Origin of the sequence: Brevibacterium casei CIP 102111 (genome assembly GCF_900169275.1) — a bacterium.
Classification (GTDB): domain Bacteria; phylum Actinomycetota; class Actinomycetes; order Actinomycetales; family Brevibacteriaceae; genus Brevibacterium; species Brevibacterium casei.
The window spans coordinates 328,255-352,931 of sequence record NZ_FXZC01000001.1; the positions used below are offsets into that span (position 1 = coordinate 328,255).

Annotated in this window: 24 protein-coding genes; 12 read left to right on the forward strand and 12 right to left on the reverse strand. The window is 69.5% G+C overall.

The features are described from left to right. Positions 1 to 8: 8 nt before the first annotated feature. From pheA to BC102111_RS01485, 5 genes are all read right to left on the reverse strand, one after another. Positions 9 to 944, reverse strand: a complete 936-nt coding sequence (gene pheA, locus BC102111_RS01465; RefSeq protein ID WP_063249598.1) for a prephenate dehydratase — start codon at positions 942 to 944, stop codon at positions 9 to 11. Next, the gene (locus tag BC102111_RS01470) at positions 941 to 1,681 is read right to left on the reverse strand and encodes a glycosyltransferase family 2 protein (protein WP_063249599.1); all 741 of its coding nucleotides are present in this window, start codon (positions 1,679 to 1,681) and stop codon (positions 941 to 943) included. Before BC102111_RS01470 ends, pheA begins: the two co-directional genes overlap by 4 nt. A 63-nt stretch (positions 1,682 to 1,744) precedes the next feature. Continuing rightward, on the reverse strand, positions 1,745 to 2,617 hold the full coding sequence (locus BC102111_RS01475) for a DUF5926 family protein (RefSeq protein WP_063249600.1): 873 nt from the start codon (positions 2,615 to 2,617) through the stop codon (positions 1,745 to 1,747). Between the two features lie 93 nt (positions 2,618 to 2,710). Continuing rightward, entirely contained in the window at positions 2,711 to 3,622 is a 912-nt protein-coding gene (locus BC102111_RS01480; RefSeq protein ID WP_063249692.1) for a GTP pyrophosphokinase, read from the reverse strand. 92 nt (positions 3,623 to 3,714) lie between these two features. Continuing rightward, positions 3,715 to 4,500, reverse strand: coding sequence for an exodeoxyribonuclease III (locus tag BC102111_RS01485; protein WP_009378748.1), 786 nt, complete (start codon positions 4,498 to 4,500; stop codon positions 3,715 to 3,717). Between the two features lie 51 nt (positions 4,501 to 4,551). On the opposite strand from BC102111_RS01485, the gene BC102111_RS01490 reads away from it, so the two are divergent. The 3 genes from BC102111_RS01490 to BC102111_RS01500 all read left to right on the forward strand — a co-directional run bounded on the left by BC102111_RS01490 (position 4,552) and on the right by BC102111_RS01500 (position 7,828). Continuing rightward, positions 4,552 to 5,376, forward strand: a complete 825-nt coding sequence (locus BC102111_RS01490) for a thioesterase family protein (RefSeq protein ID WP_063249602.1) — start codon at positions 4,552 to 4,554, stop codon at positions 5,374 to 5,376. Next, positions 5,373 to 6,248, forward strand: a complete 876-nt coding sequence (locus tag BC102111_RS01495) for an SDR family NAD(P)-dependent oxidoreductase (protein WP_009378752.1) — start codon at positions 5,373 to 5,375, stop codon at positions 6,246 to 6,248. The genes BC102111_RS01490 and BC102111_RS01495 overlap by 4 nt, the downstream gene beginning before the upstream one ends. 629 nt (positions 6,249 to 6,877) lie before the next feature. Further along, positions 6,878 to 7,828: an alpha/beta fold hydrolase gene (locus BC102111_RS01500; protein WP_063249603.1), complete on the forward strand. Its 951-nt coding sequence runs from the start codon at positions 6,878 to 6,880 to the stop codon at positions 7,826 to 7,828. A gap of 199 nt (positions 7,829 to 8,027) precedes the next feature. Here BC102111_RS01500 and BC102111_RS01505 read toward each other — a convergent pair whose 3' ends face one another. From BC102111_RS01505 to BC102111_RS01525, 5 genes are all read right to left on the reverse strand, one after another. Next, the gene (locus tag BC102111_RS01505) at positions 8,028 to 8,624 is read right to left on the reverse strand and encodes an alkaline shock response membrane anchor protein AmaP (RefSeq protein ID WP_009378756.1); all 597 of its coding nucleotides are present in this window, start codon (positions 8,622 to 8,624) and stop codon (positions 8,028 to 8,030) included. Beyond that, complete coding sequence (locus BC102111_RS01510) at positions 8,624 to 9,190, reverse strand: DUF6286 domain-containing protein (protein ID WP_063249604.1); 567 nt, start codon at positions 9,188 to 9,190, stop codon at positions 8,624 to 8,626. Before BC102111_RS01510 ends, BC102111_RS01505 begins: the two co-directional genes overlap by 1 nt. Then, positions 9,187 to 9,555, reverse strand: coding sequence for an Asp23/Gls24 family envelope stress response protein (locus BC102111_RS01515; protein WP_100227478.1), 369 nt, complete (start codon positions 9,553 to 9,555; stop codon positions 9,187 to 9,189). The genes BC102111_RS01510 and BC102111_RS01515 overlap by 4 nt, the downstream gene beginning before the upstream one ends. Before the next feature lie 5 nt (positions 9,556 to 9,560). Further along, positions 9,561 to 9,743 (reverse strand): DUF2273 domain-containing protein, encoded by a 183-nt coding sequence (locus BC102111_RS01520; protein WP_009378762.1) that lies wholly within the window; start codon positions 9,741 to 9,743, stop codon positions 9,561 to 9,563. A 77-nt stretch (positions 9,744 to 9,820) separates the two neighbouring features. After that, entirely contained in the window at positions 9,821 to 10,303 is a 483-nt protein-coding gene (locus tag BC102111_RS01525) for an Asp23/Gls24 family envelope stress response protein (RefSeq protein ID WP_009378764.1), read from the reverse strand. A gap of 209 nt (positions 10,304 to 10,512) precedes the next feature. Here BC102111_RS01525 and BC102111_RS01530 point away from each other — a divergent pair, with 209 nt between their 5' ends. The 7 genes from BC102111_RS01530 to BC102111_RS01560 all read left to right on the forward strand — a co-directional run bounded on the left by BC102111_RS01530 (position 10,513) and on the right by BC102111_RS01560 (position 16,350). Further along, positions 10,513 to 11,076, forward strand: a complete 564-nt coding sequence (locus BC102111_RS01530; RefSeq protein ID WP_009378766.1) for an RNA polymerase sigma factor — start codon at positions 10,513 to 10,515, stop codon at positions 11,074 to 11,076. After that, positions 11,073 to 11,552: an Asp23/Gls24 family envelope stress response protein gene (locus BC102111_RS01535; protein WP_232252516.1), complete on the forward strand. Its 480-nt coding sequence runs from the start codon at positions 11,073 to 11,075 to the stop codon at positions 11,550 to 11,552. Before BC102111_RS01530 ends, BC102111_RS01535 begins: the two co-directional genes overlap by 4 nt. Further along, positions 11,542 to 12,261 carry a hypothetical protein gene (locus tag BC102111_RS01540; RefSeq protein ID WP_063249606.1) on the forward strand — a complete coding sequence of 240 codons (720 nt, stop codon included), beginning with the start codon at positions 11,542 to 11,544 and terminating at the stop codon, positions 12,259 to 12,261. The genes BC102111_RS01535 and BC102111_RS01540 overlap by 11 nt, the downstream gene beginning before the upstream one ends. Positions 12,262 to 12,350: 89 nt before the next feature. Further along, positions 12,351 to 12,920: an orotate phosphoribosyltransferase gene (pyrE, locus tag BC102111_RS01545; RefSeq protein ID WP_095375400.1), complete on the forward strand. Its 570-nt coding sequence runs from the start codon at positions 12,351 to 12,353 to the stop codon at positions 12,918 to 12,920. A gap of 153 nt (positions 12,921 to 13,073) precedes the next feature. After that, the gene (locus tag BC102111_RS01550) at positions 13,074 to 13,946 is read left to right on the forward strand and encodes an ABC transporter ATP-binding protein (RefSeq protein WP_101623423.1); all 873 of its coding nucleotides are present in this window, start codon (positions 13,074 to 13,076) and stop codon (positions 13,944 to 13,946) included. Next, positions 13,946 to 15,718: an ABC transporter permease gene (locus BC102111_RS01555; RefSeq protein WP_101623424.1), complete on the forward strand. Its 1,773-nt coding sequence runs from the start codon at positions 13,946 to 13,948 to the stop codon at positions 15,716 to 15,718. Before BC102111_RS01550 ends, BC102111_RS01555 begins: the two co-directional genes overlap by 1 nt. Further along, a complete protein-coding gene (locus BC102111_RS01560; RefSeq protein WP_101623425.1) occupies positions 15,715 to 16,350 on the forward strand; it encodes a TrmH family RNA methyltransferase in 636 nt (211 codons plus the stop codon). Before BC102111_RS01555 ends, BC102111_RS01560 begins: the two co-directional genes overlap by 4 nt. Before the next feature lie 366 nt (positions 16,351 to 16,716). On the opposite strand, the gene BC102111_RS01565 is transcribed toward BC102111_RS01560, so the two are convergent. Then, positions 16,717 to 17,862, reverse strand: a complete 1,146-nt coding sequence (locus tag BC102111_RS01565) for an acyl-CoA dehydrogenase family protein (protein WP_101623426.1) — start codon at positions 17,860 to 17,862, stop codon at positions 16,717 to 16,719. A gap of 24 nt (positions 17,863 to 17,886) precedes the next feature. Next, positions 17,887 to 19,080 carry an acyl-CoA dehydrogenase family protein gene (locus BC102111_RS01570; RefSeq protein ID WP_095375405.1) on the reverse strand — a complete coding sequence of 398 codons (1,194 nt, stop codon included), beginning with the start codon at positions 19,078 to 19,080 and terminating at the stop codon, positions 17,887 to 17,889. 305 nt (positions 19,081 to 19,385) lie between these two features. On the opposite strand from BC102111_RS01570, the gene BC102111_RS01575 reads away from it, so the two are divergent. Further along, positions 19,386 to 21,911, forward strand: a complete 2,526-nt coding sequence (locus tag BC102111_RS01575; RefSeq protein WP_095375406.1) for a LuxR C-terminal-related transcriptional regulator — start codon at positions 19,386 to 19,388, stop codon at positions 21,909 to 21,911. After that, the gene (locus tag BC102111_RS01580) at positions 21,904 to 24,462 is read left to right on the forward strand and encodes a helix-turn-helix transcriptional regulator (protein ID WP_101623427.1); all 2,559 of its coding nucleotides are present in this window, start codon (positions 21,904 to 21,906) and stop codon (positions 24,460 to 24,462) included. Before BC102111_RS01575 ends, BC102111_RS01580 begins: the two co-directional genes overlap by 8 nt. Positions 24,463 to 24,677 lie beyond the last annotated feature (215 nt).

Genomic DNA, 24,677 nt, shown 5'->3' on the forward strand with positions numbered 1-24,677 from the left:
GGGTGGGATCAGTCGTCGCGGTCGAGGACTCCGGTCAGCCACGCGGTCGCCTCGGCGAACGCGGAGTCCGTCGTCGTCGGATCGATGATCGGACGGGTGGCGTCGGCACTCGGGTAGCTGCCGAGGAACTTCACGCTCATCGCGACCCGGTGGACCCCGACGAGGGCGTCGGAGACCCTGGCCTCCCTGATGTGGCCGAGGAGGTCGATGGAGAACTGGTAGAGGCCGAGCCGGTCACCGGTGGGGCGTGACTCGATCCGCGACATCGTGATCCCGCGGGTCGAGAACTGCTCGAGGAGTTCGAGGAGGGCACCGGGCCGGTCGGAGCGCAGGGCCGCCACCAGTGTCGTCTTGTCCGCCCCGGTCTGCGCGGGGATCCGACCGGGCAGGGTGACGACGACGAAGCGGGTGACCGCGTCCTGGCGGTCCCCGATGTCGGTGGCGATGACCTCGAGGCCGTAGCGTTCGGCAGCGAGCGCCGGACACACCGCGGCGACGTGGTCGGCGGCGTCGCCCGCGAGGTCGCGGGCGGCGGCGGCCGTCGACGACGTCGGGATGTAGACGGCGTCGGGGTAGTGCTCGGCCATGTAGCCGCGCACCTGGGCCTCCCCGTGCGGGTGGGTGCCGAACGAGGTGATCGCCGAGGCGGCGGTGCCCGGACGCACGGCGAGGACGAAGCGGACGGGCACGACGACCTCGGCGATGATCTGGAGGTCGCCGTGCTCGGTGAGCGCATCGATCGTCGCCGGCACCCCGCCCTCGACGGAGTTCTCGATCGGGACGACCGCGGCGAGGCAGTCGCCGTCGAGGACGGCGTCGAGGGCGGCCGCGGCACCGCGCATCGGCTGGGTCGTCGCCTGCTCCCGCAGGTCGTGGGCGTCGAGGTAGCGCAGCAGCGCCGCCTCGGTGAACGTCGCTTCGGGGCCGAGGTACGCGTACCTCACTTCCGGCCCTTCAGTCGACGCGCCAGCAGGGCCCGGGCGACGTCGCGGTACTGGGCTGCGCGGTGGAGCTGAGCCTTGAGGTCGCGGCCGGTGACCCGGTGGTGGAGGTCGCATTCGACCTCCTCGACGCGCAGGCCCGCGTTGACGACGTCGATCGTCATCGCCGTCTCCACCCCCCAACCGGCGGCGAACGGCAGGGCCGCATCGAAGGCCTCCCGGCTCAGGCACCGCATGCCCGAGAGCGGCTGGGTCGCCTCGAATCCTGAGAGTTCGGCGATGCCCTTCTTCGCGAGCCCGACGACGAAGCCGAAGCCCCCGCCCTTGCGCTTCTGGGCGGGGAGGATCGCGATCGTCATATCGGCCTCGCCGGCGAGCACGGGGGCCGCGAGCGGTGCGGTGTTGACCGCGGAGTCCTCGAGGTCGCCGTCGATGAAGAGCAGAGCGCGGTGCTGCGGGGGCTGCCCGGGAGCGGCCTCGGAGATCTCGCGATTGCGGATCGCGAACGCCCCGGTCATCATCGCCGCGGCCTTGCCCTTGTTCTTCCGGTGGGTGACGACTTCGGCGCCGGCCCGCCGGGCGACGGTGCCGGTGTCATCGCTCGATCCGTCGTCGACGACCATGACGATGTCGACGCCGGGGATGAGCTTCGTGCTCGCGACGGTCGCTGCGATCCGCTCCGCCTCGTCCATGGCGGGGATGACGGCGGCGATTCCGCTCGGTGTCTGGTGCTCGGGCAAGGACGGTTCCTCTCCTTCATCCCCTCGCCGAGGCGGTGGCCCCGGGCTGCAGGCGGGCGGCGGTCAGTGGATGGTGAGCTGGCGGGCGACGATGCCCGAGCGGAGCCGGCGGGCCTCCGTGCTCAGCGGCTCCTCGGAGCTCAGCGCTGCGTCGAGGCGGGCGGCGAATTCCGCGATCGGCTCCTCGACGTCATCGGCCTGCGTGCCGAACTCGAGCTCCCAGACGGGGATGATGATCCCGTGCGCGCGGAAGTAGCCGAGGAAGGTGCCGGGACCGCCGAGGTCGTTGCCGCCCTCGGCAGCGAGCCTGGCGAGAGCGTCGACGACGGCGTCCTCACCTTCGCTGCGGGCCCAGCGCACGTAGGTGCGGCCCGACATCTCCGTCCAGTACGCGGAGTCAACGGAGGCGAGCTTCTCGGTCGGGGTGATCGAATCGTTCGCCTGTTCGAGGGCGGCGGCCACCTCGTCGTCGTCGCCGGGCAGGTCCCAGTACTCGAAGGTCTCGAGGACGCGGACGGAGAACGGGTGGTCGGTGTCGAGGATGTCCTGGAGCTTCGGACCCTCACCGGGTTCGGTCGTCGCCTCGATCGTCGTGCCGGGGGCCGCCTCGGCGGCGGCGAGGATGCCGCGGGCCACGTCGCGGGAGGCATCGGTCGAGGACACGGGGACCTGCATGCCGGCGTAGAGCGCGCCGTCCTCCCGGTGCCAGGCCTGCCATGCGGCAGGTAGCAGGGAGGCGATCGTCACTTCGTGGCCGCCGTACTCCTCGCTCAGGCGCACCTGCGCGGTGGCGGCGGGGACGAGCTCGCGGAGGCAGATGAGGTCGGCTTCGAACGGCAGCCCCTCGAAGGGGCGGGCGACGAACGCCGTGGCCTGAGCGCGGGCCAGCCGCTTGGCGATGAGGTCTTCCTTGGAGCGCTTCGACTTCTTTCCCATGGGACGCAAGTCTAGTCGGTGCCCACGACCGCACCGTGCACGCCGATCCGGACCTCGCCGAGGCGGTGGCTCAGCCCTCGCCGAGGTGGCGGCTCAGCCCTCCCCGGAGACGGGGATGAAGTACCGGGTCGAGTGGGACTCGTCCATCCGCACCCGCAGGGTGTCCCCAGGCGAGGGCAGTCCCGCGCGGTCGGGGTTGTCGGGGGTGAGGCCGAGCGTCTCGAAGCGGATGATGCCGTGGCGGCCCACCTCGTCGGCGGCGAGGACGTAGGAGTGGTTGAGCTCGCGGATCGTCACCTCGATCGAGGGATCCTCCTCGGCGGGGTCGGTCATCGTCCGCGGCGGTGCGGAGTTGCCGAGACCGAGGGAGGCCCCGACGTCGTCGGCGATGAATCCGGCCACGGAGTCCGCCTGAGCGAAGAGGCCGGCGAGGACGAGGGAGAGCCGCTCCTGCTGCGAGTCCGAAGTGAGAACCTGGCCGGGTTTGAACAGGTGCTCCTCGGAGAGCACGCACCACGCGTCCTGGAGGATCGTGCGGATCTGGAGTTCGACGAGGACGGAGGGTTCGGAGTCGAAGGGGACTTCGACGATGAGGTGGCGGCCGCGGTAGCCGGACGGCTTCGGGTGCGCGGAGTAGTCGCGCACCTCGGCGATGGTGAGCGCGGAATCGTCGTTCGGGTCGGTGAGGATGTCCCAGAGGACCGACTGCTCGCGTTCCGTGCGGCACACGGCGCGGGCCCCGACGACGTCGATGACCTGGTTCTCGACCTCGACGGCCTCATGGATCTCATCGTTGGCATCGGCGAGCTTGCGCCGCAGCTTCTCGCCCGTGCGCAGGGGGTCCTTGATCCGGCCCGGAACCACCTGCATCCGGTCCTCGGTGAGCTGGGGTGATCTCGCCCGTGCCGCGTCGACCCAATCCTCGACCGTCTCGAGCGCTGCCCTCCACGTGGACTCACGCCGCTCGTAGGCCTCTCCGACAAGCTCACGGACTGTTGCTGACATCGTCGTCACCTTCCTCCTGCTCCAACTTCACCAGATGAGAGGGGCGATGTCCATGCTTTCGTCGGCTTTGGTCCGAAGCTGTGCCCGGTCGCTCAGAGGTCGAAGTCGACGATGACCGGGGCGTGGTCGGAGGCTCCCTTGCCCTTGCGCTCCTCGCGGTCGATCATCGCCGCCGAGGCTGTGGCGGCGAGCGCCTGCGAGGCGAGTTCGAAGTCGATGCGCATGCCCTGCTTCTTCGGGAAGCGCAGCTGCTGGTAGTCCCAGTACGTGTAGACGCCGGGGCCGGGGGTGAATTGGCGGGTGACCTCGGTCAGGCCGGCGCCGAGGAGGTCGGAGAAGGCCTGCCGCTCCGGTGGGGAGACGTGGGTGGCGCCTTCGAAGGCGGCCATGTCCCAGACGTCCTCGTCGAGCGGGGCGACGTTGAAGTCACCGCAGAGGACGAGCTTCTCCTCCGGGTCCGCGGCGAGTCGATCGGCGACGACCGAGGTCAGCGCCCGGTACCACTCGAGCTTGTAGTCGAGGTGGGGATGGCCGAGCTCACGGCCGTTGGGGACGTAGAGGGAATGGACCCGGACCCCTCCACACGTGGCAGAGATCGCCCGCGCCTCGTCGGCGTCGTTGTAGGCGGGCATGCCGGCGAAGCCGATCTGCGGGTCCTCGAGGCCGACTCGGGAGGCGATCGCGACCCCGTTCCACTGGTTGAGTCCATGGAAGGCGACCTCGTAGCCGCGGGAGTCGAAGACCTCCCGGGGGAACTGGTCGTCCCGGCACTTGAGCTCCTGGATCGCGAGCACATCGGCGTCGGAGCGGTCGAGCCACGCGCCGATCCGCTCGGCACGGGCACGGATCGAGTTGACGTTCCACGTTGCGATTCTCACCCCTCCACCCTAGACGGTGTTCGCTCGTCAGGCACCCGATAGTCTGACGGCATGCCTGATGCCTCCAACCAGCACCTCGGCCACGACGGTGCGACCGTGCCCGACTCCTACTACGTCCGCCTCGGGGAGGACCGGTTCGCCTCGACCCTGCACAGTCAGGGTGCCTGGCAGCCGGGCGAGCAGCATCTCGCTCCCGCCTCCGGGCTCGTCCTCGCCGAGGTGGAACGCCGCCTGCCGAGTGACAAAATCGTCTCGCGGGTGAGCTTCGACGTCCTCGGCGTCATCCACTCCGGAGAGTTCACCGTCGACGTCGACGTCGTCCGCCCCGGGCGGACCATCGAACTCGTCGAGGCGACGATGCGCCACGGTGAGAGGGTGAGCATCCGGGCGCGGGTGTGGCGGCTGCTCGGAAGCGACACCTCGGCGGTGGCAGGCGACGAATGGACCCCGCTGCCCGCTCCGGAGGACATGCCCGAGCAGGGGCTGAGCGAGCGGTGGGGCGGCGGCTACATCGCCTCTCTGCGGGGACGGCAGGCCGATGACGCGCGTCCCGGGCGCGCCCGCAGCTGGATCACCTCCGACCTCCCGCTCGTCGACGGTGAGGTCGACCCGCCGGCCGCGGCGCTCGTCAAGTACGTCGACACCGCCAACGGGCTCGCCGTGCGCGTCGACCCGCGCACGACCTTCTTCCCCAACGTCGACCTCACCATCCACCTCATCCGCACTCCGACACCCGGCTGGGTCGGCCTCGAGACCCGGGTCGCCTTCGGGCCGACCGGGGTGGGGGAGACGGCGAGCGTGCTCAGCGACGTCGACGGGCCGATCGGCACCGCCGCCCAGTCGCTGACCGTGCGGATGGGCCAGGGCGCGCGATGACCACGGCGCTCGTCACCGGGGCGAGCCGATCCCGACCCCGGGCGCTCGTCACCGGGGCGAGCGCCGGCCTCGGCCGCGGCTACGCCCGTGCGCTCGCCGCCGACGGCTTCGATCTCGTCCTCGTCGCCCGCAGTGCTGAGCGTCTGCGGCAGGTCGCCGGGGAGGCGGAGTCCGAGTTCGGCATCCGCGCCGAGGTGGTCCCCGCCGACCTCTCGAATCCTGAGGACATCGGCCGCCTCGTCGACCTCATCGGGACCCGGCGCATCGATGTGCTGATCAACAACGCGGGCTACGGACTGCTTGAGGGACTCCTCGACTCGGATCCCGCAGACGTCGCGGCCCTCGACACCGTGCTCCAGGCAGCCGTGCGCGACCTCTCCCTGGCCGCAGCGGCCGGGATGCGCGAACGCGGACGCGGAGGCATCATCACCGTCTCCTCCCTTGCCGCGCTGACGACGATGGGCCAGTACGCCGCGTCGAAGGCGTCGAGTCTCGTCTTCACCGAGGCGCTCGCCGGGGAGCTGCGTGACACCCCGGTGACGGTCACTGCGGTGCTGCCCGGATTCGTCCACACGGAGTTCCACGAACGCCTCGGCGCACGCCGACCGGGACCGGGGTGGATCTGGCTGAGCGTCGATGACGTCGTGCGCACATCCCTGCGCGATGCCCGACGCGGCAGGGTCGTCTCGGTCCCTGGGGCGCAGTACCGGCTGGCAGCGGGGCTCGCCCGCTTCCTTCCGCGGGGGCTCATCCGCCGCGGCTCTGCGGGCTTCGCCTTCGACCGGCAGCACGGACGCGACAGGGGAGGGGAGAGCGAAGACGGGCAGGGCCTGACGGTATCGACATCCGAGAAGTTTTTCGGCCCTGAATAACGAGGGAAGTTGAGGCTTGAATGATCTCGACCAGCCCTCTCATCTGCGGGTTCTCGCTGACGAAACACTGATTCTCTCATTCAATGAGAGCAAATAAGTGTGAGATCAACCTTTACAACTGTGCGGAAGGTGTGGTGGAATTGTGATGTCCGCCCGGTGGGGATCGGGTGGACATAACGGACGTATGGGGATGCGTCCGGGTACTCGAGGGGAGTGCTGCGAGGACCCCGGGATGACGCGATTACGCGCCCCGGGGTCTTTGTCATTCACCATCATTCGCTCATTCTGGTGACATGCGGTGCCGAACACTGTTCAGTCGGAGGCCCTTCTGATCAGTATTGATCAGGGATTGCGCGCTTTCCGATCGATGCCGGCAGTCATTCCCCGGTCATCATCTCCGTCATCCGAAGTCACCACGACAGTCATTGACGCGCCGGATCGGTAGACCGTCGAGACGGTCGCCGATCCGACCGCAGGAGGGTGGTCGAGAGGTCTTCGATGCCACCTCGGCGGTGCGGGTCCGGCACTCGCGAAAAGTGCCGTCGAAGCACCCGATCTGCGCAATCTCGCCGGTAGGCTGGTGTGAGTTTGATCACGCATCCGCATCGCGCCGACTGAGAGGCACCCCTATGGCCGTCTTCGATCTCACGTTCCCCTCGAGCAACGGCCGCGACGACGTGCGCGCCTGGGTGCACACGCCGGTGGCGGAGAGGCCGCGGGGACTCGTCCAGATCGTCCACGGGTTCGGCGAACATGCGCGTCGTTACCTGCCGCTCGTCTCGGCGCTCCTCGACGCCGGCTACGCGGTCGCGCTCGACGACCATCTCGGGCACGGCACCACAGCGGTGGCCAATGACTCCTGGGGTGACTCCGGTGGTGCCGACCCCGGGGTCTTCGTCTCCGACGAGGCCGAACTCGCCCTCCGGGCGCGGGCCATCGTCCCCGACGTGCCCTTCCTCGTCTTCGGCCACAGCTGGGGGTCGATGATCATGCGGGCCTACCTCGCCGAGTGCTGCGGCGACGTGGCCGGGGCGGTGCTCTGCGGCACCCCGGCCGGGATGCTCGGAATCGCAGAGGGCCGCGATCACGCTCTCGCACAGATCCACGACGAGGGCGCCGGCGCCGTCGACTCGGGCGCGCTCGCGCTCATGCTCGGTCCCCTCAACCGACGGTACGGCTCCGACGCGACGCCGATCGACTGGGTCTCGGGATCGCCCGCCGTCCTCGCCGACTACGTCTCCGATCCGCTCAACCTCGGGCAGCGTCCCGTCACCGCGGGCTTCGCCGCCTCCTTCGCCGCACTCTACGAGCGGGTCGACGGAGCCGGCTGGGCCTCCCGCGTCCCCCACGAGGTGCCGGTGCTCCTCATCGCCGGGGAGGAGGATCCCGTCGGCGACTGGGGAGAGGGTGTCCGCAGCGTCGCCGACGATCTCGTCGCGGCGGGCCATCCGGCCGTGACGACTCGGCTGTGGGCAGGGGTCCGGCACGAAGTCCACAACGAACCCGACGTCCGCGACGAGGTCTTCGCCGTCGTCATCGAGTTCTTCGACGAGGTCACCGCGGCGCGGCCGCTGCCCTGAGGTTCAGCCGTCCACGCGCGTGTTCGAGCGCAGCCCGGCGCCGAGGCGTGGGGACTCGACCGCGCGGCCGTGGGCTGAGTGCCCCGGACGGTGCCGGGCGGAGCCGGATCGGACCGTCCTCGCGGCAGTGACGCACGACGACGGAGCGGCGCCCCCTCCGCTGAGGGGGCGCCGCTCCGTCATGTCATCGTTCGGCGGCCTATGCGAGGGTGACCTCGCGCTGCTTCCGATTCGACGACCGGGCGATGCCGATCTCGAGTCCCATCGCCGCGATCGGCACTCCGAGCGCTCGGCTGGCATTGCCGGCGACCCGGTGGGCGATGTCGGCGACGACGGCATCGATGTCCGCGCGTTCGTCGACGTCGACGTGCACGATGAGCTCCGGTCGCTTCGCGGTGCCGCGGAGGATGACCTGGGAGTCCTCGACGCCGTCGGTGGCCTCGAGGTCGTCGGAGACCGCCTCGGCGACGACTGCCGCTGTCACCGAGGTGATGCCGGTGCGAGCGTCCTGCTGGAGGCGCAGCGGCTTCGCCGCGTCCTTGCGCGGGATCTGCAACGACAGCCACCAGATTCCGATGATCGCGAGCACCACCGCGATGACGACGGCGACGATCGCTGAGAACGGGAGCGCGAACTTGTCCGCGATCGGGGCGAGACTCGCCGAAGGATCGAGGCCGGGCAGGATGCCGGCCAGGAGCCCGAGCCCGAAGAGGGCGACGAACGCTCCGCCGAGGAGGAGGATGAGTCCGATGATGAACAGACCGGTCCGGTTCGCGCCTGCTGCCATGCGTCGCATCACTGCCTCCTGACCGCGTGCACGCGCACGCTCGGTTGCCGGACGAAATCGATCGAGCTCAGCCGACGCGAGACCGAATCGGCGACCTCGCTGCGGATCTCGGCGGTGTCACGCACCGGGGTGGTGAACGTGACGATCGACGAGCGGGTGTTCGATGAGGCGCGCACCCGGGCGACCCCGTCGACGGCATCCGCAGCCGAGGCGGCGAGGTCGGAGAGCGCCGACGTCGGCATGGCGACCTCGAGGCGCTCGACGTGCTCGGCTGCAGGGGCCTGCAGGCCGAGGATGCGGCGGGCTCCCGGCGAGATCGCGAGGATGACGAGCACCAGGCCGATGAGGCCGAGCACGATGCCCGCAGCGATCACCGCGGGGGTGGCCCACTGGAGAGATTCGGCGCCGGCGATGCCGGGCAGAACCGTCTCCAGAGAGGCGTCCGCGGAGTTCGCCTGCGCGATCGCGGCGATGCCCGCCCACCCCAGGGCCACTGCGATGAGCAGAAGGACCACGGCGACGATGACGGATGGCACGACCCGCGCGGGGCGGGCGCGCAGAAGCTGTGCACTCATGCCAGACTCCTCACTTCGGCTGAGCGGCCCGTACCTTCGGGCCGGAGCCAGGTCACGTCGATGTCGACCTGGCGGACAGCGACCCCCGTGAGCGATTCGACTTCGGTGCGCAGGGTCTCACGCACCGATTCGGTCGTCTGGGAGATCGGGAGCGGATAGCGGAGGCCGAGCCGGACGTCGAGGACGCAGCTGCGGCCGGAGAGGGTCACCGACACGCTCGGACGGGCGTCGAGGCTGTCATTGCCGCCGATGCCGAGGAAGCCCGAGGTGGTGCCGCCGACTCCGGGGATGCCCTTGAGGATCTCGGAGGCCGTCTTCTCGACGACTCTGTCCGCGATCGTGAGGCTACCGCGTGATGCAGCCACGCCGATCACCTCCGCGTCGTCGAACGCGAGCTCAGGGCTCCGAGGTCGAGTCGACCGTCGAGGACGAGACCGATGGTGAGGCCGAGCCCACCGCAGATCGCGACGACGAGGAATGCGACGAATCCTCCGAAGTACGCGACGATGCCGAGGGTGAGTCCGACAAGCAGTCCTACGTAAGTTTTCGACATGGCTGTCCTTCCGGGGCTGTCGCTGCGCTCCCCGAGGCGAGTGCTCGCCTCGGGGGCGTCAGCGAGGGGTGGGTGTGTCAGGAGAGGTTGTTCTGATCGTCCGACTTCTTCTGATCGTCGTTGTCCTCGTCGGGGAGGTGGACGTCGGTGACGTCGATGTTGACCTCGACGACCTGGAGTCCGGTGCCCTGCTCGACGGCGCGGATGACGTTGCGACGGATCGCCTCGGCGACGTCGACGATCGAGGTGCCGTACTCGACGACGATCGTGAGATCGATCGCGGTCTGCTTCTCGCCCTTCTCCACGGAGACTCCGCCCGAGACGTTCGTCTGCGAGCCGGGGATCCGGTCGGTGAGGGTGTCGAAGGCGCGACGAGCGGCGTTGCCCATACCGAAGACGCCGGGGACCTCGCGCGCCGCGATGCCGGCGAGCTTGGCGACGACGTTCTCAGCGATGGTCGTGTTGCCCTTGTCGGTGACCAGGGGGCTGTTGACGTCGGCGCCGGCCGAAGCGGTCGAACCAGCGGTCTTGGTGGTGGAGGGAGCGTTGGTCTCAGGCATGATTGTTCATTCCTTTTCGTGTCGGAGGTGCTGACATAGGTACAGACGCAGCCGGTGGCGAATCCTCACGCACGAATCGCAAGAATTTCTCCGCATCGCCCGAAACCTGTGCGCGCACCGGCGGCCGCGGAGTCTCGATTCGGTGAACTTTCCTCCGAATATCCGGCAAGGCATGTTCCCAGGTCGGAGGCTCGCCTATGATCTGAGACATGGCAAGAGGTGATGATCGATTCGACGTCGTGACCCTCGTCGTGCGGGCCCGTGAAGGCGATGTCGACGCCTTCGCCGCCCTCGTCGACCGGTACGAGGTCAGACTGCTGCGCTTCGCGATGCGCACACTCGGGGACAGGCAGGACGCCGAGGACGTCGTCCAGGACACGCTCGTGCAGGCGTGGAAGTCCCTCAATGCGCTCGCTTCCCCCGAGGCATTCGGCACGTGGGTCTATCGGATGGCGTCGAACCGGTGCACCGACGTCCTGCGCAAGCGGGTCTCCCGGCCCGCCGATCCGGTCGACCCCGAGGACATGGGCGTCCACGCCGACGATCGGGCCTCGGTGGAGAAGCGGGTCGAGGCCCGCAGCGCGCTCGAGCGCTTCGCCGAGGTGTTCTCGACGCTGTCCACCGAGCAGCGCATCACGTGGGTCCTCCATCAGATGGAAGGGCTCAGCTACGCTGAGGTGGCCGACACCTTGGGCATCACCGAAGGCAGTGTGCGCGGCCGGATCCATCGGGCCCGAGCCGCCATCGTCGAAGGGATGAAGGGATGGACATGAGTGATGATCGCAGGCGGGCCGAGGACGAGCGCGCCGCTCCCGACCTCGACGCCGAGCTGCGCGACGTCATCGACGACTACATGGGCCACTACGTCCCCGACCCCGAGCAGACCGCCGGGATCCGCGAACGGATCCTCCAGCTCGTCCGCAACGACCTCTACCGGGGTCCGTCGACGAAGCTGCGCACGGATGCGGGGCACGAGTACTCGATCGCCTCGGCGGCGGTGCGGACGATCGTCCGCGATGCCGTCGACTCGGTCGACGGGATCCGCTCCCGCAGCGTCGGCATCGCCCCGTCCGGGGAACCGGCAGGCAGCGCCGCCGAGGTGCGACTGACCGTGACCATGCGCGCGGACGTCCGCTTCGTCGCCGCCGCGGATCTCATCAGGACGGCCGTCTCCGAGGCGCTCGTACGCGAGCTCGGAGTGCCGGCAGCACGGATCGATATCGAAGTCGAGGATGCCTATGTCGAATGACCCGCATGAGACGCCGACTCCGCTCGAGGTTCGGCACGAGGACCCCATCGTTGCCCCGCACCCGCCCGAGTCGCATCCGGACACGCCCTCAGCGCCGTTGCCGGGTCACGCACCGACCGCGGCCGGGCGCACCGGCGACACCAGCCCGGTTGACGTGCCGAGGACTGCGACCTCGCCCAAACCCGGCGGGGACGACCGCCGGGTCGGCACCGGCAGCAGCGCCGGACGCACCGGCGCGGAGCCGGCGCTTCCCGCCGGGGCCGACGCGGCACCTGAGCCGGAGCTTCCCGCCGGGACCGACCCTGCTGGCGAACCCGAGCTGCCTGCCGGCACCGACTCTTCCACCGACGTCGCAGCGGCCGGGAGCGACGGCGACGCGGATCCAACGGAGGGCGGCCCGCTCACGCGCACTGCGCAGCAACTCGCGAACGAGATCGCCGGCATCGGGGGAGTGGCCTCACTCGCACCGGGCATGAAGGATCTCGTCGCCAGCGCCACTGCGCGGGTGCTGCGGCGCACCGGCGGTGAACCCATGGGCATCGACCTCACCGAGTCCTCCGACGGCTACCGAGTGCGCATCGACGCCCACTTCGACGATTCGCGCTCGGTCGCCGCGATCGTCGACGAGATCTTCTCGGTCGTCGACCGCGAGGTCGGCGAGCCCGTCGAGGTCGACCTCAGGGTGATCAGCCGCGACGACTCGCACTGAGTCGCGCGCCGAGGCGGATGTCGCCGCGGCAGGGTCGACCCGCCTCGGCGGGGTCAGGGCCGGACCGGAGGGCCACGTAGACTGGGGTCATGACCGACCCCGCAGACACCCGCCGACAGCTGCTCGACCTCATCGACGAACTCGCCGTGGTCCGCGGCCGAGTCACCCTCTCCTCCGGCCGGGAGGCCGACTACTACCTCGACCTGCGCCGGGTCACGCTCGACCACCGGTCGGCTCCGCTCATCGGCGACGTCCTCCTCGACCTCCTCGAGGCCGAAGGGCTGCTCGAGGGCATCGATGCGATCGGCGGTCTGACGATGGGCGCCGATCCCGTCGGCACCGCGGTCATGCACCGCTCGGTGCTGCGCGGCACTCCCGTCGACGCGTTCGTCGTCCGCAAAGAGGCGAAGAAGCACGGCATGTCCCGCCGCGTCGAAGGTCCCGATGTCGCCGGCAGGCGCGTCATCGCCGTCGAGGACACCTCGACGACGGGCGGTTCCGTCCTCACCGCCGTCGAGGCGCTGCGGGAAGCCGGCGCCGAGGTGGTCGCCGTGGCCGTGGTCATGGACCGTGACACGGGCGCGAAGGAGAAGGTCGAAGCCGAAGCGGGGATCCCCTACCTCACGGCGCTGTCGACGAAGGACCTCGGCCTCGAGTGACGAGGGCGATCATGAGCTGGGACTCGACTGTCAATTCCGTCGAAATCCCTGCCCCGGTTTGAATCGCCCTGGGCGATTCACCACGATAGATGAGAAACTCTCACGGGGCCGCGGTTCCGCGCGGCCGCCTACGGACGAACGTAAGGATGACGTGTGCTCACACTCAACGAGGTCTCCCTCCGCAAGGGGAAGCGAACATATCTGGACGAGGTGAGCTTCACCGCCGAGGCAGGTCGGATCACCGCCGTCGTCGGCACCCGATCGGCGGGACGCACCGAACTCGTGCGTGTGATCATGGGTCTCATTAGCCCCGATGAGGGAACCGTCGAACTCGAGGGCCACGAACTCGAATACGGCGACCGACAGAACTTCGGCTACCTGCCCGGTGAGCGCGGCGGCTACCCGAACATGCGGGTCATCGACCAGATCGTCTACCTCGCCCGCCTCCACGGGATCACCCTGGGCGCGGCCGAGCGCAACGCACTCACCCTGCTCTCCCGCCTCGAACTCGCCGACCGCGGCTACGCGCCGCTGAAGAACCTCAGCGGCGCGGAGATCGCCCGCGTCGACATCGCCGCCACACTCGCCGCCGATCCCGACGTCGTCGTCATCGACGACGCGTTCGCCGGCCTCGACGCGAAGTCGACCGAACTCGTCATGTCCCTGCTGCGGGCCCACGCGTCCTCGGGAGTCCCCGTCATCCTCGCCACCGACGACTGGGAGGCGGCGGAGAGGCACGCCGATGACATCGTCGCGCTCAGCCAGGGCAAGGTCACCGCGTCAGGCAGCGTCGACGACCTCCTCGGCGAACACCGCTACCGTGTCGCCCTCGCCGACGCCGAAGCGGCGGCGAAGTCCCTGTCAGGACGGTCGGGGATCACCGAGATCGAGGTCATCGACACCGTCATCACCTTCCGCGCGAACGATCCCGGCTCGGCCGCCGCGACCGTGGCGAGGCTCGAGCGAGTCGAGAGCTTCGAACGCATCCGCCCGACGTTGGCCGAGCAGTACAAGGAGGCCCTGTGATGGCACGCAAGGACGACGCGCAGGACGCGGAGAACAGCAAGGACAAGGCGAAGGCCTCCTCGACGGAGGGGAACTCCGCGGGCGCTGCGCCGACGACGTCGAAGGGAACGGCTCCCAAGAGCCTCGACGATCTCGACATGGGCGCGACCGGCACCGAGGCGGCTGACTCCGAGTCGACGACCTCGACGTCGAAGTCGGCTGCCTCCAAGTCGTCGGCTGCCAAGTCGGGCGCCTCCACCTCGGCGGCCTCGACGTCGGCTGCCTCCAAGAAGACGGCCGACACCGAGGCGGATCCGACAGCCGGCCTCGATGAGGTGCCCTTCGAACTCGCGGAGGACCGGCCGAACCCGGAGGACCTGCCCGAGACCGGGCTTGTCTCCGAGTTCGTCGACGTCGGCCGGCGTCAGGCATCGTGGCTGGTGTCCAACCGCGAGAGCTCGACCGTCATGCGCTCGCCGTTCTTCCTCGTCCCCGTCGCCGTCGTCATCCTCGGCATCCTCGCCGTGATCGTCTCCGGCATCGTCCGTGAGGCCCAGGTCGGGTCGGGCACGCCGAGCATGGCCATGGTCGGCGTCGGCGAGCAGGCGGCGATGTACGAACAGCAGCTCGGGGTGAAGATCACCGATGCTCCCGACGCGCAGGCGGCGGAGAAGCTCGTCCGCGACGGGAAGGTCGACGCGGCGTTCATCCAGGATCCGACGGGTCAGGCGCAGCCGACGATCATCGCCCTCGACAGGCAGCCGACCGCGCTGCTCGAGAAGCTCGCTCCGCAGACCGAGGCGACCCTCCTGCAGACCCCGGCCGTCGCCGAGGACATCGCCACTCCGCTGCTGTGGGGCATGGTCGTCTTCTCCCTCCTCGTCATCGGCACGCTCGGCACTGCGCTCTATCAGAACCTGCGTCTGGAGAAGCGGAACCGGATCACCGAGATCATCGCGGCGACGATTCCGCCGCGCGCAGCCGCCTCGGGCCGGATCACGGGCATGCTCACGCTCGTCGTCATCCACCTCCTCGTTGCGGCCGTCGTCCTCGAGCTCGGACTCTCGATCTCGGGCAAGACGTCGATCGCCTTCGCGATGCTGCCCGGACTCGGCTGGTTCGCCCTGACTCTGTTCTTCACCGCGTGGGCGGTCTTCGCCCTCCTCGTGTGGGCCTCGACCCTCACCGGTGAACGGGCACGGAGGATCGCCGTGACGATCATCGGCGTCCTCGTCGTCGCCGGCGCGATGGCACCGGTCATCGTCGGCGCGAGCGGAACGGTCGGCCGGGTGCTCGCCTGGACCCCGTTCACCTCACCGCTGGGCATCGCGGGCCGCTTCCTCTCCGCCCAGCCCGAGTGGTGGGAGGGCCTCGTCGCCGCCGCCATCGCCGCGGTCCTCGCTCTCATCGTCCACGCGGTCGCCGGCGGAGCCTACGTCCGTTCGGTCCTCTCCGGCGGAGGCCGCGGAGGCAAGACGGTGACGATGAGCAAGCGCGCGAAGAAGGTCGCCGCCGCTGACTCCGAGGCGGACACGGACGAGAAGGCGTCGACCTCCTCGGCGAAGGCGGCCTCGGAGACGACAGACGACGAACCCGTCGACGAGGACTCCGACGACGCGGTCTCCGACGACGCCGACGAGACGGTGACCGTATCGGAGACCGAGGAGGTCACGACGACGGAGACGGCCACCGCGAAGTCCGCGAAGGGCACGACCGCCTCGGCGAAGGGTGCCCGCGCGACGAAGACCACGGGTGTCACGAAGGATTCCGGGAAGGACTCCGACGCGAGGTGACCGAGGGTCCGGATGCGCAGCAGCAGGTGGGGGTCGGTCCGTGGACCGGCCCCTGGCCTGTCGGTGAGGAGTACGATCCGGAGCTGCTGCGCGACGGGGATCGGCGAAACGTCGTCGACAGGTACCGCTACTGGCGCCACGATGCGATCGTCGCCGATCTCGACACGGTGCGGCACGGGTTCCACGTCGGGGTCGAGAACTGGCAGCACGACCTCAACATCGGTTCGGTCGTGCGCACGGCGAACGCGTTCAACGCCGCCGCCGTGCACATCGTCGGGCGGCGGCGCTGGAACCGGCGCGGGGCGATGGTCACGGACAGGTACCAGCACGTCATCCACCACCCGCGCGTCGACGACCTGCTCGTGTGGTGTGCCGACAACGACATGCCGCTCATCGGCATCGACAACTTCCCGGACTCGGTGCCGCTCGAGACCTTCGAACTGCCCCAGCGGTGCCTGCTGCTCTTCGGCCAGGAGGGGCCGGGTCTGAGCGAGGAGGCGCACCGCGCGAGTTCGGCGGTGCTCTCGATCGCCCAGTACGGCTCGACGCGGTCGATGAATGCCGCAGCGGCCGCGGCGATCACGATGCACGCGTGGATCCGCCGCCACGTCTTCGACCAGCCGGTCGGGTAGCGCGGCGGGGACTGGTGCACCCCCGCGAGATGGGGGTGCTGGCGGCGCGCGGTGCTGGTGCGTTGGCGGCGCGGTGCCGGTGCGCCGGCGGCACGCCCCTGGTGACGCGGTGCCGGTGCGCTGGCGGCACGCAGTGCTGGCGACGCGGTGCTGGTGCGCTGGTGGCGCGGTGCTGGCGGCGACGTGCTGGAGGCACGCAGTGCTGGCACGCGGACCTTGCCGCCCGCCTGACCTCAGCACGCAGTAAAGGACGCTCAGTGTCGATTCGCAAGCTCAGAATCGACACTGAGCGTCCACTGCTCGCTCGTACTCACCGAGTGCGCCGGCTCAGCGGGCGGCCGCGTCCCTCAGGTGCGGCCCCACACCTTAGGACAGGTCGGCGGCGTGGGGTTCGATGAGTCCGCCGATCGAGGCGAGCTCCGCGGTGAGCGAGTCCGCATCATCGAAGGTCTTCGAGATCACCGTGAGGCGCTTGGCATAGTGCCCGATCGGGTACTCCATCGTCATCCCGATGCCGCCGTGCATCTGGATCGACTCCTGGCTGATGTGGCGTGCGGTCGAGTCGATGATGATCTTCGCGGCGATGACGTCGCGGTGCCGGTCCTTCTCCGCGCCCTCGGCCTCCGCGGTGACGGCGAGGCGGGCGAAGAGCGCCATGCTGCGGGCGTACTCGAGATCCGCGTAGAGGTCCGCGGCGCGATGCTGGAGGGCCTGGTTGGCCCCGATCGGCGCCCCGAACTGCTCACGGGTCTTGAGGTACTCGGCCGTCATCGTCAGTGACGCCTCCATCGCGCCGACGGCCTCGGCCATGAGCGCGGCGTTGGCGATGTCGAAGACCTCGGTGAGCACGGTGTGGGCATCCCCGGCGTTCAGGCGCTGAGCCGGCGTCGCCTCGAAGCGCACACTCGCGCTGCCGAGTCCGTCGGCCTGCCGGTGGGCGACGCGCGTGAGACCCTGCGCGTCGGCGGCGACGAGGTAGAGGCCGAGCTCGCCGTTCTCGACCGCGGTGACGATGAAGTGGTCGGCGACATCGCCGCCGAGCACACCGTTCTTCTCGCCGGTCAGGCTCACGCCGTCACCCGAGGCCGTCGCCGTGGTCTGCGGCTGCGCGAGCGCGTAGCGCTGCCCGGGTTCGAGGGCGGCGACGGCGAGGAAGGTCTCGCCCTCGCACACGCCGGGCAGGATCGCCTGCTTCTGCTCCTCGCTGCCGGCGAGCAGGAGCGCGTTGGTGCCGAGGACGGCGGTCGCGACGAAGGGCTCGAGCACGAGCGAGCGGCCGAACGCCTCGAGGACGACGGCCACCTCGGCGAAGGTCATCTCCGCGCCGCCGTAGGCCTCGGGCACGGCGAGGCCGGTCAGGCCCATCTCCGCGAACTGCTGCCACTTCTCACGCGAGATGCCCTCGTCGCTGGTGAGGATCGCCTCGCGGGCCGCCGCATCGTATTCGGTGCGCAGGTACTTGCCGAGGGTGCTGGCGAGCTCCTGCTGGATGTCGTTGAGTTCAAGATCCATGGTTGTCCACTTCCTTCGTCGGGCTCAGAGCCCGAGCAGAGCCTTCGAGATGATTCCACGCTGCACCTCTGACGAACCGCCGTAGATGGTGACCTTGCGGGTGTTGAAGTATGCGGGCAGGGCGTCGACGGCTCCGAGCGGGAGGTCGCTCAGTCCCTCACCCTGGACCCGGTCGGTGACGAAGTCGAGTCCCTGCGGGCCGAGCACGTCGACGAGGATCTCGCTGATGTCCTCCTGCAGCTGGGAGCCCTTGAGCTTGAGCACCGAGGAGCGCGGATCCGGCTTGTCCGATCCTGCCGCCTGCGTCGAGAGGATCCGCAGCTGTGTCATCTCGAGCGCGGTGAGTTCGGCTTCGAGCCGTGTCAGGCGCGCTGAGAACAGAGGGTCGTCGAGGAGGGTGCCGGTGGCCGTCTTCGTCACCGCGGCGTAGGCCTTGGCACGGGCGAGGTTGACCTTCGAAGCGCCGATCCGCGCGATCCCTGTGCGTTCGTTGCCGAGGAGGAACTTCGCGTACGTCCAGCCCTTGTTCTCCTCGCCGACGAGGTTGCCCACAGGCACCTCGACGTTGTCGAAGAAGACCTCGTTGACCTCGTGGCCGCCGTCGATGAGCTGGATCGGGCGCACCGTCACGCCCGGGGACTTCATGTCGATGAGGAGGAACGAGATGCCCGCCTGCTTCTTCACGTTCGCATCCGTGCGCACGAGCATGAAGATCCAGTCACCGTACTGGCCCAGCGTCGTCCACGTCTTCTGTCCGTTGACGATGTAGTGATCCCCCGATCGCACCGCCGAGGTGGTCAGGGAGGCGAGGTCGGATCCGGCGTTGGGCTCGGAGAAGCCCTGCGACCACCAGATGTCGAGGTTCGCCGTGGCCGGGAGGAAACGCTCCTTGAGCTCCTGCGAGCCGAAGGTCGCGATGACGGGGCCGACCATCGAGACGTTGAACGGCAGCGGCGAGGGGACACTGGCCAGCTGCATCTCCTCGAGCCAGATGTGGCGCTGGACCGGGGTCCAGTCCTGCCCGCCCCACTCGACGGGCCAGTTGGGCACCGCGTACCCGTTGGCATTGAGGATCCGCTGGGAGGTGACCATGTCCTCCTTGCTCAGCTCCTGGCCGGTGGCGACCTTGAAGCGGAGCTCCTCGGGGATCTCCGTGCGGTAGAACTGCCGCATCTGCTGCGCGAAATCGCGCTCCTCTGCGCTCAGAAGGGTGTCCATGAGTGCTCCTGATAGATCGTTCAGTAAGTTTGTGTCCATACTACGTTCGCGTGAAGTGACCCACAAGTAGCTCGCCGAGGTGGTCGACAGGTGGACAGGGTCGATTGCGAGGAGCGGAATATGCGGTTACAGTGTCCCCACATCCCCAGCTTCGCGGTGGTCAGTGGTCCCCTCCCGACGGCCTGCGCGTCAGAACCTCCGAGTGCCGTCCCCGGAGGATCCTCTCGAGCATCCGCGAGGCAGACAGCCGTGTGCTGTCCGCGCGATCCGCGGGCTGCGCTGCGGCGACACCGAAAGAAGCGCACATGTCGGTTACGGTCCCCACCCCGCAGGGTCGTGCTTTCGGCTACGCAGATGAGGTCTCGGCAGTGCGCCATGCACTCGCCGACCCCGACCTCTGCGGGTGCCTCGTCGTCGGTGCCGCGGGCATCGGACGCACCACCGTGATGAATCGGGCACTCGACCACCTCGAGTCCGACACCACGGTGCACCGCCTGCGCGGTTCCGAGCTGCTGCGCGACCGCGAGCTCGGCGTCCTCGAAATCCTCCTCTCCCAGGCCGGTGCGCAGCGCGAGATCGCTCCCGGGGCCGCGCTGTCGACCCTCGCGCGTGCCTTCGCCGAGGCGAGCGAGGGCACCGTCCCCATCGTCCAGCTCGACAACAGCAACCTCATCGACACGACGTCGCTGGCCGTTCTCTGCCGGCTTGCCGATGCGCGTCGCATCCGCCTCGTCGCCGGTGCCGAATCCATCCGGCCGCCGGTCGATCTCCTCGCGAAGCTGTGGCTGGGCGGATCGCTCGTGCGCATCGATCTCACCGGTCTCGATGAGAGCGCGATCGCCGCGCTCGTCGACGCGGCGGGGACCACGAACCGCTCGGCGGCCGAACTCCTGCGCGACACCGGCGGCAATCCCCGCCTGCTCAACCAGGTGATCTTCGGCCTCGACCAGTCGAGTGCGCACGAACGCATCCTGTGGAACGTGCCCGACGCTCTCCGGCCGGTCCTCGAGGTCGTCGCCATGGTCGGCGAGGTTCCCTACGACAGCCTCGCCCTCCTCTGCTCGCCGGCCGAGATCGACACCTTGGCCGACATCGGCCTCGTCGTCATGGAGCGCGGGCCCGGGGCCGGAGTGCATCTCGCCGAACCGGTCATCGCCGAGACCCTCAAAGCCCATGTCATGCCCTCCCACAGCCTCCGGCTGTTCCGACTCCTCGCCGACGTCATCGACCTCGACGACCTGCGGGGCAGAGCCCTCTTCGGCTACCTCAGCTGGGGACTCTCCCTCGGAGTCGCCCAGCCCGAGGACCGGATCTTCGCGGCCGTCGGCGATGCCAACGCCGCCGGGCGCTACTCCGATGCCGCAGACCTCATCCTCGCCTCCGGCTGGGAGACCGACCGTGTCGTCCTCGAGCTCGTGCGGGCGGAGAAGGGGCAGGGCAGGATCGCCGAGGCGGAACGGACCTTCGACCGCCTGCTCGCCCGCGTCGACGAGGACGATGACCCCCAGTACCTCTCCCGCCTCCTGTGCATGGACTACCGTCTCACCGACCCCGCCGCGCCCGACGAGCTGCGCGTCGCATGGGTGCGCGACCGCCTGAGCGCACGGGCCGACACGGGCCGGGTCGACGTCACCCGGGCCCGGTTCGCGCTGCGGGGAGGCCGGCTCGACGAGGCCCGCCGCCTGGCGTCGGAGGTCTTCCACGACCATGAGTGCCTCAATCGGCATCGGCTGCGCGCCTGTGCGATCCTCGGCCTGGTCCTCGTCCTCGAGGGCAGGGTGGAGGAGGGGATCCGGTGCATCGACCAAGCCGAACTGATGTTCTCGCTCCCCGGTCTGACCAGCTACGAACTCGAGGATGCCGCCCCGCAGATCTTCGTCTCCCGCTACGTGTCCGGCGACTGGGCAGGGGCGCGCCGGTCGGTGCGCGAGGCCCGCTCGGGGGACCGGATGTTCGCACTCGCCGGGGCCCTGGTCGACCTGCGCACCGGTCACCCCGCCCGGGCCCAATCGACCCTGCAGAGCGTCCTCGAGTCGGTCCAGGAGACCGATCTCATCGATCTCACCGGTGTGGGCCGGGCCGCGAAGCGCTACGCGGATGCGCTGCTCGGGAGGTCGTCCGATCCGCAGCGACTGCCCGGCGCGACACCGGACGAGGAGCGTGCGGACCGCTACTCGTGGTGGGCGGAGGTCGAAGCGCGCTTCTTCGATCTGCAGGCCCTCGCCCTCGCCCATCCCGCCGAGGCGGCCGTCCGCCTCCACGCTCTCGGCACGACGACCGCCGAGCGTGGGGCGGTGGCGATGGCCGCCGTCGCCTTCATCGAGGCCGCCCGCCTCGGTGAGGACTCGGCAGGCCGCAGTCTCGCCGCTCTGGGCGGCGAGATCGACGGCGCCCTCGGCCGTCTCGCACGGACCGTCGCCGAGGGTGTCCTCGTCGGGGACGCCGATGCGCTCATCGAGGCGGCGCGCGCGTCCCTCGAATTCGGCTCGCACCTCACCGCCTCGGACTTCGCGAAGCTCGCGCAGAAGCGGGCCGTTGAGGTCGGCGACCGCGCGGCCGTGAGGGAGGCACGGATCCTCGTCGGCAACAGCACGCGCACAGCGCGCTCGGGTGCGATGGGATCGCGATTCCACACCGTCCTCTCCGACTTCGAGCGCAGGCTCGTCGACGGCGTCATGGCCGGATCGAGCAGCCATGAACTCGGTGAGCTCCATCATCTCTCCGCGCGCACCATCGAATGGCACCTCAGTCGGATCTACCGTCGGCTGCAGGTGGCCAACCGGCGTGAGCTGCGCGAACTCGTCTCCACGTGGGGCAGGGTCCATGTCTGAGGCGGGAGATCGCCGGGACTGCTTCGGTCGCGACGGCGAGCTCGCCGAGATCTCTGCGGCCCTGGTCGGCCCGGGCGCGGCGGGCGTCGTCGTCGAGGGCGACACCGGGGTGGGGAAGACGAGCCTCATCGAGACCGTCCACGCCGAACGCGGCGGCAGAGATCTCTGGGTGCGCGGTGACCGGGTGCTCGCCGAGAGCCCGTTCGGTGCCTTCGGCCTCGCCGTCGACCTCGCCGACGATGAGGTGACGCTGCTCAACCGCGTCGTCACCCTGCTCACGGCCGGTGAGGAGGCACCCGTCGTCTTCGTCGACGACGCCCACCACCTCGACGACGCCAGCGTCAGCGTCCTCAGCCAGCTCGCCACGGACGGAGAGATCCGCATCGCTGTGACCGTGCAGCCGGGCCTCGACGGCCGCTCCCCGCACTTCCGGGAGCTCGTCGCCGACGGCCTGCTCCGCCACGTCCTCCTCGGCCCCCTCCACGAGGACGATGTCACGGCGATGCTCGAGCACCACCTCGGCGGGGTCGTGTCCCGGGGCGTCATCGATGCGACGATGTTCCTCACCACGGGGGTTCCGGTGCGGGTCCTCGAACTGCTCCGCTACGCCAGGCAGTGGGACCGGTTCCGCCTGCGGCACGGGGTGTGGCTGCTCGACGGGCTCGACATCGCCTACGATGAGCGGGTCCGCGACGTCATCTCCTATCACCTGGCGCGCTACAGCGAGGAGCAGCGGAGCGCCCTCGAACTCGTCGTCCTCGCCGGGGAGGTCGAGGTCGGGCTCATGCTCGGCGCGGGATACGGGGAGGCCGCCGACGACCTCGTCGCCGCCGGAGTCATCGGGCTCGAGTCCCGGGGGTCGCCCGTCTACGTCGCCCTCGAATCCCATTCGACGGAGACGATCCGGGTGACCGTGCCCGTCGGACGCAGCAGGCGGATGTTCGAACTCGTCGAATCCGCTCCGGGCGCTCCGTCCCAGCGGTCGCGGATGCTCCGCGCCGATTGGGGTCTGAGCTGCGGGGCGAGGATCTCTCTGCGGGACTCGATCGAGGCGGCTCGGCTCGCGATCGTCCTCGGCGAATGGCACCGGGCGCTGCGGATCCTCCGCGGGGTGCCGTTCGAGGCGATGGACTCACAGGAGCTCTTCGACCTCGGTCGCCTCTACTGCGATGTCAACCTCGTCCCCGTCGGCCTCGACATCCTCGCGAAGGCCGTCCGCAGCGCGCAGGCTCCGTTCCTCGTCCTCGAGGCGTTCATCGTGTGGATCTTCCGCGACGTCGGACGCGAGTCCCCTTCGCTGTCCGTCGACGACTTCCTCACCGCTCTCGACCGCATCGAAGACGCAGCGGACGGGGACGGCGACGTCCTGGCGCAGATCGACCTCGCTCGCGTCACCCTCGAACGGGTGAGCCGGCTCACCTGGGCGCGTCTGTCCGGCGATGACGTCGTCGATGCGCGCTGGCTCTCGGCCGAGGGGGTGTCGGAGACCCTGCGGGCGAGCATCGCCATCGCCTTCGCCTCGAAGGAACTCGAACGCGGCCGCGGAGAGGATGTGCTCGCCCTCCTCGAGGAGACCGAGTCGACGATGACGACGGTCGGTACGCCGCTGATCATGCTCGACTGCTTCCGCACCTGGGCGATGCTCCAGGCCGGCAGGCGGGAGGAGGTCAAGCTCGGGTTGGGTGAGGTGCGCAGTCAGGACCTCGCGTTCCTCGCCGCCTCGAGCGGGCCGCGCGACCTCCTGCTCGCCCGCATCCTCGGTCAGGAGGGGCGGTGGGCCGAGTCCGCCGGGCGCGCGGCCGCCGCGGTCGAAGCCTTCGAGTACTGGAACCAGCAGCAGTTCATGGCCTTCGCCCTCGCCCAGGCCGAGTATTCAGCGATGATGAGCGGCAACGCCGAGGCGGCCGACGACTTCGATGCGCGCTTCGTCCGTCTGCCGGTGGCCAACGTCTACCTCGAGGGCGGTCGGGCACGGGGACTGCGGCTCGTCGCGCGCGCCGTGCTCACGGGAGAGCAGTCCTACCTCGACGCCCTTGACGGAGTGCTCGCCGAGGCGGAGGCCGACCACGAGATCGCCTTGGCGATGCGGCTGAGACTCGAGCTGCTGCGCCATTTCGGCCTCTACGACGCCGAGGCGATCCTCTCCCTCGCCGCCGTCGCGGGGGAGAGGGACCGGCGGCGGTTCGGAGCCCTCGGAGCCGCCCTGCGCGATGAGGAACCCGAGGCGCTCATGACGGTCGCCGACGATCTCGATGCGATCGGGCCCGATCTCGCGGAGCGCTGTCGCGACATCGCCGAGTCCTGGCGGGCCGAGCCTCCGACGCATACCCAGCGTGCGCAGGAGCAGGCCGTCGAGCTGACGAATCGAGAGCGTCAGATCTCGCGGCTCATCGTCGCGGGCCACTCGAACGCGGAGATCGCCGAGGAGCTCGGTGTTGCGGTGCGCACCGTCGAGGGCCACACCTACCGGATGTACCGCAAGCTCGGCATCACCTCCCGGTCGGAGGTGGCTGAGGCGCTCAGTCGCCTGCGCGCAGAGCGGCCGGCCTGAGGGACGGGCCGGGCGAGGGAATCGCAGATCAGCGGACCCCTCGAGTCAGCGCGATCGAGTAGAGGGAAACGACACGCAGGGAATTCGAGTAGTCACCGGGGGTCACGCAATCGTCATCGGTGAGTGATCGAGTAGTGACCTTTCGGGAGCCGGCGGGCGCATTCGAGTATCTGCAGGGAATTATCCCGTAATGACCACCTGGTGACCGGTGGTGC